Here is a 12205-nt window from a genome sequence, read left to right on the forward strand (position 1 = left end):
AGACGTGTCTATAGTTGATTCTTCAGCACGGATGTTGTTGCCGACTGAGACAAGCCAGGCAAAGCCATGAAAAAACTATTCGGAGCAAAGTATGGGTTTAGACGGATATCTGCCGCCGGCACTCACGGATTTTTTGTGGGAACAGGCAGGTGCCTCATTTATCGAATACGCCTGAGGGCAATGAGAAAAAGAAGCTGTGTCGGAATCGTCAGCGGCAAATGCACATACCCGCAATGCTCTGCTACCGCAGCGCCGAGGCGTCGTATCGTGGACCCGATGCCAGGGAAGGAATTTCCAAATGCCGACTCGATTCTCGCCTAATCCATGATCATCGCGCCCCCTCCCCATGAGTCGCACCCCGAACTGCCGGGAGCGATCGCCTGCCTTGCCTGGATGGGAGGCGCGGTCGTCACCCTGCTGGTGCCCATTATCTTTCTCGCCATCGGCTACCAGAGCGAGGTCGCCCCGTTGGAGGCGGCGCTCCAGATCGGCGTCCATGACATTTCCGAACAATCTCGCATGCGTCCTGGACGCACGGGGGCGGAACTCCACTCCCCGCAAGAGCTCGCAGAGTCCCTGGCCTGGCTGGGGGATAAAGTCAACATCCGCATCACCGGCGCGGACAAGCAGCTGTTGGTCGAAAAGAATCGTGACCTGAGCCCTCCCCTCATAACCCGGACCGCGACCCTGAACCAGGGCAAGAGGGGTATCTGGCAGCTAGAGTTGAGCCGTTCCTTGCTGCCGCTCCTGATCGTTACGCTCTTAATGCTCGTCCCGGGGCTGCTGCTCGGCTTGGTGACCTTCGTCGCCCTCAAGTTCGTGCCGATGCGCGCCTTCCATCTGGCCTTGCAGGAAATCGCCGTGCGCAAGACTACGGAGGAGCGGCTGGCCAAATCCTTGTCCATCTTCTCCGCTACTCTCGAATCCACAGCCGACGGAATTTTCGCCACCGATGTCCTCGGCCGGGTAGTCGTTGCCAACCAACGCTTCGTCGATTTATGGAACTTGCCTAGGTCGGCCATTACCGGCGTGGCCGACAGCGAAACTCTGTCCACGCTGGCGGCACAGCTGCGGGATCCGGAGGCGTTTTTTACCACGCAGAAGGATCTGACCAAGCACATCGAAGTGGATCACGGCGCCGTCCTCGAGTTGCGGGACGGGCGCCTATTCGAGTGGAATTCCCGGCCCCAGTACGTGGACGGAAACGTTGTGGGGCGGGTTTCGAGCTTCCGCGACATCAGCGAGCGCAAGCGGGCTGAATCGCTCCTGGCGGCGGAGAAAGAGGTGCTTGAAATGGTCGTCTGCGGAACCCCCCTGAAGGCAGCCCTGGACGTTCTGGCGCGCCATGTGGAAGTGCTTTCCGGGCAAATGTTCTGCGCGATACTGTTCCGGGAAGGTAGCGAAGATAGTGATCTATTGTGTGCCACGGGCCCCAGCCTGCCCCACACCGTGACTGATGCCATCCTCAATCAGGGGCGAGCAGCCGTGGGTAAGGTATTCGCAGACGTCAGAAAACGAGGGAACCTGCAGGAGCATGGCCTATCGGACGAATTCAGCGGCGTGATCGAGAACATCGAGGTCAATCCGGCCTGGGCGGAATATAGGAACTTGTTATCCAGAAGGGGCATACAGACCTGCTTTGCGGTGTCCATCAGATCCTCCACAAGGAACCTGCTGGGGCTCATCGTGGCACACTACCGCAAGTCGTCCGACCAGCCGCCCCATGATCGGGAATTGATCTGGGTCGCCGCCCACCTGACCAGCATCGCCATTGAGCGCCGCCAGGCAGAAGCCCGACTGCAGGTCTTGGCCCACTATGACGCCCTAACCCTTTTGCCCAACCGGGACCTGTTCCGTGATCGCCTCAACCAAGCGCTGGCCCGCGCGGAACGGCACAAGGGCATGGTGGCGGTAATGTTCCTGGACCTGGATCGATTCAAAACCATCAATGACACCCTGGGCCACGAATCGGGAGATATTCTGCTGCGTGAAGTGTCGGAACGACTGAAGCAGTGCGTGCGGGAGGTGGACACCGTGGCTCGCCTGGGGGGCGACGAGTTCACCGTGATTCTGGGGGAGATCAACAAGCCGGAAGACGCCGCCATCGTCGCCGCCAAGATCGTCGAAGCCCTAGCTCCACCGATCCTGTTGAGCGGCCAGGAGACCTTCATCACCCCCAGCATCGGCGTCACCATTTACCCTTTGGATAGCAGTAACGCTGAGAATCTCCTCAAGTATGCCGACACCGCCATGTATCGTGTCAAGCAGGAAGGAGGTAACGGCTACCGCTTCTTCACCCCGGAAATGAACACCCTGACCGCGGGCCGGCTTGAAATGGAGAGTGGTCTGCGCCGTGCCCTGGAGCGGGAAGAATTCGTCGTCTATTATCAGCCCAAGGTCGATCTGGAGAACGGGGTGATCATTGGTGCCGAGGCTCTATTGCGTTGGAAACACCCGGACAGGGGCCTCGTTTCGCCGGGCGAATTTATTCCCATTCTGGAAGAGACCGGCCAGATCGAACAGGTGGGCGAATGGGTGCTGAAAACCGTGTGCACCCAGATTCGCTCCTGGCAGGACGCCGCCATGCCCTCCCTGAACGTCGCCGTGAATCTCTCCGGTAGGCAGCTGCAGCGCAACAACCTATGCACCACCATCGCCCGGATTCTCGAAGAAACGGGGCTGGATCCTCGGTTCCTGGAGCTGGAAGTTACTGAGAGCATGCTGATGCACGACCCCAAATACGCCGTCGATATGCTCATGCAGATCCGCGCCAAGGGTGTAGTGCACATCGACGTGGACGATTTCGGCACCGGTTATTCATCCCTAAGCTACCTCAAGCGCTTTCCCATCGATGCCCTAAAACTCGACAAATCCTTCGTGGACGGCCTACCTCACGACGAAGACGACATCGCCATCTGCCAGGCCGTCATAGCACTGGCCCACAGCCTCAAACTCCGTGTCATTGCCGAAGGGGTGGAGAGCGATGACCAGCTAGCATTCCTCCGCAATAACGGCTGCGACGTTATCCAGGGCTACATCGTCAGCCGGCCCCTTCCCGCCGATGCCTTTGCCCAACTGGTGTGGGAGCGCCACCAGAACCCGCTCTGGTTCGCTGAGAAATTCCATCCACGGATGACTCTCATCGACAATCAGCACAAGTCACAGCCCTCCAAGGCAGCGCGGCGCGCGGGCGGCCCCTCTGAAATGAAGGTCCTAAATTCCTCTGTTAGCCCATAACCAAGCGGGTGGGGCGGCGCTACTGTCTGGTTTTGGTGACTTATCATATCGCCACATGATCGCCATGCTATGAACTGCTCCTTCTCCCCCCTTGCGAGAGAAGGAAGCACTGCGCATCTCGTTACGTTTGTCATGCAGTTCCGCTTTGGCCAGGCAGACCAACTTCCAATCAATGCAACGGCCCGTCAGACCTGGAACAAATCCGCAACTTATTTCGTACACATACCTAAGTGGGCTCGCACGACCACAACAGACCGTAACGTTTGCATTGGCAGCAATTTATATGTCAAAACGCCGGATATCCGTTCGTCCTGAGTCGCCTTATATGGACGTATCTCCCCGAAAGGGGAGAGGCGTCCATACCATCTAGTAGCGCATTCACCGCGCCCAGCCCGTAAGCGCATCTCTGCCGAATTCATTGTTACAGCCCACTAGGACAAAAGTCCTGCCCGCTGCAGTAAAAAAGAGGCGAGTTGTACTAAAAAGAAAGGGACGTTTATCCGATGTATGTGCACACCAGCGCGCCTATAGTTCATTCATCAGCGCGGGTGTTGTTGCCGACTGAGACAAGCCAAGCGAAGCCATGAAAAAACCATCAGGAGCAAAGTATGCGTTTAGATGAGTATCTGCCACCTGCCCTCACGCGTTTTTTGAGGGAAGAGGAAGGTACTTCATTTACCGAATACGCGCTCGTGGTTTCGCTCATCGCCGTAGTCTGTGTGATTGCGCTACTTGCACTGGGCAAAGGCATATGAGGCTTGTTCCAATTCCTCGCTGCGGCGATGGGATAGGTGTGTGAAGTAGCGGAAGGTCCCCCGGGACTGTACCCCACAAGGTTACAGATTCGGTCAACAATCCGCCGAGCAGTGCTTGCCACAAAGCCTTGAGAAACGTTAACTCTTAAATCTGAAAAGGAAATGATCATGAATGCCATCAAGAAATTTATGCAAGACGAAGAAGGTGCCGTTGCCATTGAGTATGCGTTGCTCGCAGGATTGATCGCGCTCGCAATCGCTGCGGGCGCCACGGTACTGGGTAAAGATATCTGTGGTGTGTTCAAAGGCATTGGTGCAGCGCTCATGGCTAATCCTGTCGTTGTGCCATCCAGCTTTACCGCGTGCACGTAAGCTCAATATGTACTCCACTCGTTTGTTGCCAGGAGGACAGGCGGGTGGGGTGCAAGCAATACGGTTTCAAACAATGCCGTTAAGCGCAAAGTGAGTCAACAAAAAATCCGCACCGCGCACAGGGGGGCGGCGGTAGAGTAAGTCTATTGAATTTACGGAGGGTCCAATGAATGCCATCAAGAAATTTATGCAGGACGAAGAAGGTGCGGTTGCCATTGAGTATGCGTTGCTCGCAGGATTGATCGCGCTCGCAATCGCTGCCGGTGCCACGGTGTTGGGTAAAGATATCTGTGGTGTGTTCAAAGGCATCGGCGATGCACTCATGGCTACTCCTATCACGGTGCCAACCTCCTTTACCGCGTGCACGTAAGCTTAATATGTACTCCACTCGTCTGTTGCCAAGAGGACAGGCGGGTTGGGTGCAAGCGATAAAGTTTCAAACAATGTCGTTAAGCGCAAAGTAATTCAGTAAGAAATCCGAACCACGCACTGCGGTCGGTGGCAGCAGGGTAAGTCCAGTAAATTTAAGGGGGTTCCAATGAATGCCATCAAGAAATTTATGCAAGATGAAGAAGGCGCCGTCGCTGTCGAATATGCATTGCTGGGGGCGCTAATCGCACTCACAGGCGCCGCTGGCGCCACAGTACTTGGTAAAGATCTCTGTGGCGTTTTCCAAGGTTTAGCTACCGCAGTGGCAACCAATATTTATACGTTACCACCCAGCTTCACCCCTTGCACGTAACCGCTTGGTAACTGTTTATGCACACGCCTCTCAGAAGGCTAGCTCATAAAAGTGTTGGGATGGCGCAGGTTTAAAAGAAAGTGTTACCGACAATACGGAATGACAGAGAGAAAAATGGACTATTTAACCCCGACCCTAAATGCCGTCATCGTGATCGGCCTGCTGTGCGCGCTGTTACTAGTTGCGGTCTGGAGCGATGTGAAGAGTCACCGCATTCCCAATTGGTTGGTGTTAGCCGGCGCCGGGCTCGGATTGCTGCTCAACAGTGTGTTGCCACTGGGTTATGGATTTGTCAGTTCGCTGACCGGCGCACTCGGTTTTAACAAGGCATTGGGTGGCATGGCCTTAGGTTTGGTGATCATGCTGCCGCTATACGTGTTGAAGGGCATGGGGGCCGGCGATGTGAAACTGACGGCGATGGCCGGTGCCTTTCTAGGGCCGAATGCGATTGTTGGCACCATCATCACGACCTTTATCGTGGGTGGCGTTCTGGCTCTGATGATCACCATGTATCGAGGCAGCATGGGGCGGCTGTTGGTCAATGTGCGCACCATGCTGTGGGGAAGTATTTTCAAGGTGGCAATACGTGAAATGCCGACACTTGACGCAGCACCAGTATCGGCCGGCAAGCTGCCTTATGGGATCGCGATTGCGGCGGGTACGTTTATTTACATCGCGCTGCAGCGCGGCGGCAATATGAATTTCCTGAAATTCCTTTAGTACCAATTTAGTACCAATAAGCCCGTTGGCGGCCGCAGCAAGCACCTAAGCCACCAACCCGATAATAGCAGCAGGGAGGAGCGTCATGACTACCATGAACCTGGCCGCCAGTGGCGATGGCACGAGCACGCCGTCCACGCTGCCGCAATCGCCGCGCACGGTCGAGGAAACCGGTCTTGATTTTTTGTTCCTGACCGAGCTGTTGTGCAAGGTGTTGTTCCTGCGCGGCCGCATGAGCCTGGCCGACCTTTCCAGCCACGTCAAATTGCATGCGGTCGTGCTGGAGTCCTTGCTCGACTTCATGCGCGCCGAGCACCTGTGCGAGCTGTCCAGCCGGGGTGACACCAGCGCCAGCACCTTTTTTCAGTTGACCGATACCGGACGCGCGCGCGCCAGCGACTTCCTGAATCGTTGCCAGTACGCGGGACCGGCGCCGGTCAGCCTGGACGCCTACGCCGCGCAAATTTTGCGCCAGTCGATCCGCGACGTACGCTATACCCGCACCGTCATGGAGGCCGGTTACGGCGACTTCGTGATGCACGATAAGGTGCGTGATCAGCTCGGCGCGGCGATGAATTCCGGGCGCGCGATCATGATTTACGGCCCGGCCGGCAGCGGAAAAACTTATATTGCCGAAAATCTGGCACGCCTGCTGTCGGACTATATCGCGATCCCTTATGCAATAGCAGTCGATAACGAGGTCATCCAGGTCTACGACCCACACGTGCATCAACTGAAGATGCAAAAAGCCGTGGTCAACGCCAATCTCGATCGCAAGAGTGTGTCCGACGCGCGCTGGCTGCCCTGTCTGCGGCCGATTGCGATCAGCGGCGGCGAACTGACTCTCGACACGCTCGATCTGGATTTTGACGACAGCACTCGCTACTACCAGGCGCCGCCGCACGTCAAGGCCAACAACGGCGTGTTCGTCATTGACGACCTCGGACGGCAGCTGGTGTCGCCGCAAGACCTGATGAATCGCTGGATCGTGCCGCTCGACCGCCGTCGCGATTACCTCACCCTGCATACCGGCTACAAGTTTCAGATTCCGTTCGATGTGATCGTGGTGTTCTCATCCAATCAAGATCCGAAGGAGCTGGCCGATGAGGCCTTCCTGCGCCGGCTCGGTTACAAGATCGAGATCGGGCCGCTGAACGAGCAACAGTATCGGCAGGTGTTTCGCCAGGTATGCAGCGAGTTGGCGATCCCGTTTTCTGACTCTGCGCTGCATTATTTGCTACATGAGTATCACTACAAGGAAGGCCGCGCGCTGCTCGCCTGCTACCCGCGTGACCTGCTGGGCCAGGTCCGCGATCTGGCGCTGTATGAGGGGCGCCTGCCGTCGCTGACTGCGGACGCAATGGACTGGGCGTGGGGCAATTACTTCATGCCGAACGGGTAGATTGCGGCTAGTACAGCCACACCACCACAGATGTAATTCGACACCACCGTCACCGGATCGATTAACCGAAGAACGCAGGGGGATATATGAAAAACACCAGGGCATTTGTCATGATCGGGGTCTCGATCCTTGCCGCGCTGTCGGCGGTCGTGCTGGCGTCGCGCTGGATATCCCAGCAAGCCACGCTCAGTACCAACAAGGTGGTGGTGGTGGCGACGGACGTGAACCTGGGCACCCGCCTGACGCCCGACATGATCCGCCTGACCGACTGGCCTGCCGGCAGCGTGCCGAGCGGCAGCTTTACCGACCTCAAGGCACTCGACACCAGGGTGACCCGGGTCAGCCTGCAGCGCGGCGAACCATTGATAGAAACCAAGCTGGCCCCGGTCGGTGCGACCGGCGGTCTGTCGGCGGTGGTGGCCGACGGCAAGCGGGCGATGACAGTGCGCGTCAACGACGTGATCGGCGTCGCCGGTTTTGCGCTGCCGGGGAACTTCGTCGATATCCTCGTCAGCACCCAGGATGAACGCAGCAAAACCGCCACCAACAAGGATCAGAACATTTCCAAGCTGGTGCTGGAACGCATCCTGGTGCTGGCAGTCGCGCAAGAATCCAGCCAGAACGACACCAAGCCCAAGGTCGTCACCGCGGTCACGCTCGAAGTGACACCCGAGCAGGCGGAAAAGCTGGACCTCGCCCGTAGCGTCGGCCAGCTGTCACTGGTACTGCGTAACCAGGTCGACCTGAAACCAACCGTCACGGAAGGTGCGACCAAGCAAACCTTGCTGTACGCGACCAACACCGCCACGCCGGAAGCAGCCCCGGCCGTCAAGCCAGCGGTACTGAAAATTTCCAAACCGAGAAAGCCGGCGATCAGAGTCGCGGAATATCAACCAGCGCTAGAACAATGCCAGCAAGTCATCACGGGCTCCGGTCGCATGACCCAGTGCTACTAAAAACGTGCATAAAAATAGGGGGAAAGCATGAACAATAAAAACAGGAATTGCATCGGGCGCAACCGGCTGTTGTTCGCGGTCGCGACGACCGGCGTCATGGCGACGCTGGCCTTGCCGGCCCATGCGCAGCCTGCTGCCGAGACCGCTGCACTGACCAACGCCGCACCGCAGAAAGGATCGGCGAAGATCGCGATGCAGAACCCGGTCCTGAAGGCGTCGGACCCGCAGGCCAAGTCGGCGGCGGCGCCTCGCGCGATGAACGTGCCGGTGTGCTCGGGCGAATTTGCGCCGGCCGCCAATGTCAATCTGCCCGAGGGCAAGTCTGGCCTGCTCGATTTGCAGCAGCTGCATTTGCCGTCGCCGGCCTGGCTGCGCACCATCGGCGATCCTGAAGTGGTACAGGTGGAACCGACCGTGTCGCGCGATCCGCGTGCAATGTTCTTCGTGTTCGGGAAGAAAGTAGGCTCCACCAACCTGATGTTTCAGAATCGGGAAGGGCGCTGCGCGATGGTCGAGGTATCGGTCGGCGTTGACACCGCCGCGGTGCAGTCGAAACTGAGCCAGCTGATGCCGGAGGAAAAAAACATCAGAATCGGCGCGGCAGCCGACTCGCTGGTGCTCAGCGGCAGCGTCAGCGATGCGATTGCCGCCGACAAGGCGATGTCGATCGCCAATGCCTATGTGCGTAAGGCGGGTGGCGGTGCTGCGGGAGGCGCGGGCGGTGACAAGGGCAACGAACGGATCGTCAACATGCTATCGGTGGCCGCGCCGCAGCAAGTGATGCTGGAAGTGAAAGTGGCCGAAGTATCCAAGACCTTGCTCGACCAGCTCGGCGTCAACTTCTCCGCCGCTTTGCATCGCGGCAACTGGGCCGCGAGCCTGGTATCCAATTTCCTGACCAGCAGTGCCGGTGTATTGAATCTGACCAAGACCACTACCGGCGAATTCGTCACGCTGGATGCGCAGAACAAGGACGGCCTGGTCAAGATCCTGGCCGAGCCAACCATCATGGCGATCAGCGGACAGGAGGGCAGCTTCCTCGCTGGCGGCAGGATCTTCATCCCGGTCTCGCAAAGCGACAGCAACGGCATACTCAAAGTTACGCTGGAAGAAAAGGAGTTTGGTGTCGGCCTGCGTTTCACGCCGACCGTACTGAATGGCGGCCGTATCAATCTGCGCGTGGCGCCGGAAGTATCCGAGCTGTCGCGTGAAGGGGTCGGCATTAGTGCGGCTGCCACCGGCGGCACAGCGGTGCTGCCCTTGATCACGACGCGTCGCGCTTCGACTACGGTGCAGCTGTTCGACGGCCAGAGCTTTGCCATTGCCGGCCTGATCAAGAACAACGTGACGCAAAACATCAAGGCACTGCCGGTGCTGGGTGAAGTGCCGGTACTGGGCACCCTGTTCCGCAGCAGCGACTTCCAGACCGACCGGACCGAGCTGGTGTTCATCATCACGCCGCATCTGGTGAAGCCGCTGCCGCCGGACTATGCGTTGCCGACCGATCAATTCATCCAACCGAATCGCGCCGAATTCTTCCTTGGCGGAAAAATGGAGGGCTCGGCCCCGGATGCACAAGCGACACCAAAGACAACGACAGCTACCAGTGCCAACACTGCGGCGCCAAAGCCGAGCCAGCAAAACGCCGGCCCTTCCGGTTTTGAGATGAAATAAGGAGACCAAGATGAAAACGACATCGACCGTTCTGAAATGGGTGGCAGGCAGCATCGGCATCGGCGTGCTTACCGGTTGCGTCGCGACCACACCGACCTACGACAGCCATTTCGGCGACAGCGTCAAGGTATTGATGGCGCAGCAGGTTCTCAATCCCGACGCTTCCAGCAACCCGAATAACCCGGCGATGGACGGCCAGGCGGCACACTCGGCAATCGAGCTCTATAACAAATCGTTCAAGGCACCGACGCCGCCGGCCAACGTATTCACCATCGGCGTGGGCAGCGGTCAGAGTCAGTAATTCGGACTGACAATAAAAATACGGAGGTTTTGTAATCATGAGGCGAATATTCATCGCGCAACATCGTCAGAGCGGCACCATTGCGATCATGTTCGCCCTATCGTTGATCGTTTTGTTCGCTTGCATGGGATTCGCCTTGGACCTGGGGCGCCTTTATGTGGTGCGCACCGAGTTGCAGAACGCCGCCGATGCGGCGGCGCTGGCGGGCGCGAAGGATCTTGATCAAACACAGGCCGGCGTGAATAAGGCCGTCGCAACAGCGAACGCGATTGCAGGGCAAAACAGGACGTCATTTTCTTTTAATGGCAACACGAGTATCACAACATCTGCGAGCAATATCTGGGTAGGTAGTTGCCCCGCTGATGCGTGTATGGTGCTGGCAAGTAGCGTGACGTCCAATGCGCTGGCCTCGAATAAAACCTTTCTGAAGGTGAATATTCCATCTGCCAGCCTGACCTCTTATTTCATGCGGATGGTGCCGGCGCTGACGGCAAGTGCGACCAGTACCAACACGTCGACGTTCGGGATGGCAGTGGCGGGGCGGTTTGTCAATGATGTCACACCCATTGGCGTGTGTGCGATCGATCTTAATAAAGGCGGGACCAGGCCCACCACTCCGCCTGGTCCGGATAACGAATTGACCGAATTCGGATTCAGGCGCGGGGTAAGTTATAACGTATTTGAATTAGGCCCGCTGGGCGGGCCATCTAATCCTTACCTGCTGGACCCGGTTGACGTGTACCCGAACCCGTGCAACCCGTCCAGTGCCAGCGCCAATACTACCGCACCATTTATCTGCAGCGGGTCATCAGCTGTAATTGTCTCAACATCAGGGACCGTGTATGGCAACACGGGGCTATCGGCGGGCAAAATCCAGGCGGCGCTGAACTCCCGATTCAATGACTATAGTGGCCCTTCGGTCTGCATACCAGCGCAGGCGCCACCGGATATCAACATCAGAGATTATCCATGCACATCGTCATCATGCCCGAAGATGTCGCCCGTCAATTCGGCAGCGTTTCCCAACACGTGGATGGATCCGGCAACCTTGACCACACCAAATACCCGCCAAACTTTTAACCTGGCCGGGATCACGACCAAGGATGATTATGGCGTGTTGTGGTCATACAGCCGCGCAGTGAAAGCCGTAGGCACTTCGCCGAACGCTACACCTGGCGCCCCGTTTACGCCGGCAGATTGGCCGAAGCTATACCCCAGTCCCGCCTTGAGTGCTGAAACGACTTATCCGGGTGGTCTTGCGGGGACGACTGAATCACCTTACTCGCAGCCCAGTGGCAGCAATTATTTCCTGGCACCGACAACGAATCCCGGTACAGCCAAACGGCGCGTACTGCATCTGGCGATTGCAAATTGTCCTGCCGTCACCGGAAGCGGATCTTGCCAGTCAATTCCGATATTGGGCATCGGTCGCTTTTTCATGCAAGTGCCGGCGGACCTCTCCGGGTCTCCACAGAAGCTGCAAGCGGAGTTTGCCGGCTTGATCGATCCGATCCCCACCGCTGAGATCAAGCTCTACAGGTGACCACCATGCGGACAAAAAATTTTCCATCGAACGCGTCGATGCGCATGCAATGCGGCGCAGCTGCGGTCGAACTGGCATTCTTGATCATTGTGATGATGTTCATTATCGCCGGCATCATCGAATTCGGCCGTGTGTTTTGGTATGCCGATGCGCTGACCAAGGCGACGCGGGATGGCGCCCGGTTGATGTCCAGCTGGCCTGTCGCAAGTCTGAACTCAAGCGGCGTGGGGACTGCTCAAAGTATTGCCGCGACTGCGGCAAATGCCGCCAGAGTCAGTCCCAATCTGGACGTCGCCACCAATGTGTTGGTCGAGTGCCTCGGGCCATCCCCCGGTTTCAGTGTTGTCGGCTGTGTCGACGGCACCGCGCCGGCGAATGTCAGGGTCAGCATTACCGGATTTAATATCGCCATCGGCGCGATGGTTCCTTTTATCAAGGTATATGGGGGCGGCTTCGGCAATATCCCTCTGTCGCCCTATACCACGATGCGTTACATGAATTGA

At 57.6% G+C, this 12205-nt stretch carries 12 protein-coding genes; all 12 read left to right on the plus strand.

Annotated features, from left to right (window positions below; translation table 11 throughout):
* The first annotated feature begins 324 nt into the window (after positions 1 to 324).
* Positions 325 to 3237, plus strand: coding sequence for a sensor domain-containing protein (locus tag ACFOFO_RS11570; RefSeq protein ID WP_390322249.1), 2913 nt, complete (start codon positions 325 to 327; stop codon positions 3235 to 3237).
* A gap of 608 nt (positions 3238 to 3845) precedes the next feature.
* Positions 3846 to 3992, plus strand: a complete 147-nt coding sequence (locus tag ACFOFO_RS11575; protein ID WP_390322251.1) for a Flp family type IVb pilin — start codon at positions 3846 to 3848, stop codon at positions 3990 to 3992.
* Between the two features lie 168 nt (positions 3993 to 4160).
* Positions 4161 to 4364, plus strand: a complete 204-nt coding sequence (locus ACFOFO_RS11580) for a Flp family type IVb pilin (RefSeq protein ID WP_390322252.1) — start codon at positions 4161 to 4163, stop codon at positions 4362 to 4364.
* Positions 4365 to 4530: 166 nt separating this feature from the next.
* Complete coding sequence (locus ACFOFO_RS11585; protein ID WP_390322253.1) at positions 4531 to 4734, plus strand: Flp family type IVb pilin; 204 nt, start codon at positions 4531 to 4533, stop codon at positions 4732 to 4734.
* Positions 4735 to 4902: 168 nt separating this feature from the next.
* Positions 4903 to 5106, plus strand: a complete 204-nt coding sequence (locus ACFOFO_RS11590; RefSeq protein WP_390322254.1) for a Flp family type IVb pilin — start codon at positions 4903 to 4905, stop codon at positions 5104 to 5106.
* Positions 5107 to 5220: 114 nt separating this feature from the next.
* Positions 5221 to 5826: an A24 family peptidase gene (locus ACFOFO_RS11595; RefSeq protein WP_390322255.1), complete on the plus strand. Its 606-nt coding sequence runs from the start codon at positions 5221 to 5223 to the stop codon at positions 5824 to 5826.
* Positions 5827 to 5911: 85 nt separating this feature from the next.
* Positions 5912 to 7228: a P-loop NTPase family protein gene (locus ACFOFO_RS11600; RefSeq protein WP_390331569.1), complete on the plus strand. Its 1317-nt coding sequence runs from the start codon at positions 5912 to 5914 to the stop codon at positions 7226 to 7228.
* An 86-nt stretch (positions 7229 to 7314) separates the two neighbouring features.
* Positions 7315 to 8184 carry a Flp pilus assembly protein CpaB gene (gene cpaB, locus ACFOFO_RS11605; protein ID WP_390331570.1) on the plus strand — a complete coding sequence of 290 codons (870 nt, stop codon included), beginning with the start codon at positions 7315 to 7317 and terminating at the stop codon, positions 8182 to 8184.
* Between the two features lie 27 nt (positions 8185 to 8211).
* Positions 8212 to 9858 carry a type II and III secretion system protein family protein gene (locus ACFOFO_RS11610; protein ID WP_390322257.1) on the plus strand — a complete coding sequence of 549 codons (1647 nt, stop codon included), beginning with the start codon at positions 8212 to 8214 and terminating at the stop codon, positions 9856 to 9858.
* 10 nt (positions 9859 to 9868) lie between these two features.
* Positions 9869 to 10159, plus strand: a complete 291-nt coding sequence (locus ACFOFO_RS11615; protein WP_390322258.1) for a hypothetical protein — start codon at positions 9869 to 9871, stop codon at positions 10157 to 10159.
* Positions 10160 to 10196: 37 nt separating this feature from the next.
* Positions 10197 to 11702: a pilus assembly protein TadG-related protein gene (locus ACFOFO_RS11620; protein ID WP_390331572.1), complete on the plus strand. Its 1506-nt coding sequence runs from the start codon at positions 10197 to 10199 to the stop codon at positions 11700 to 11702.
* Positions 11703 to 11707: 5 nt separating this feature from the next.
* The gene (locus tag ACFOFO_RS11625; RefSeq protein ID WP_390331573.1) at positions 11708 to 12205 is read left to right on the plus strand and encodes a TadE/TadG family type IV pilus assembly protein; all 498 of its coding nucleotides are present in this window, start codon (positions 11708 to 11710) and stop codon (positions 12203 to 12205) included.

Origin of the sequence: Pseudundibacterium arcticum (assembly GCF_042646465.1) — a bacterium.
In the GTDB taxonomy this organism is placed as follows: domain Bacteria; phylum Pseudomonadota; class Gammaproteobacteria; order Burkholderiales; family Burkholderiaceae_D; genus Undibacterium_A; species Undibacterium_A arcticum.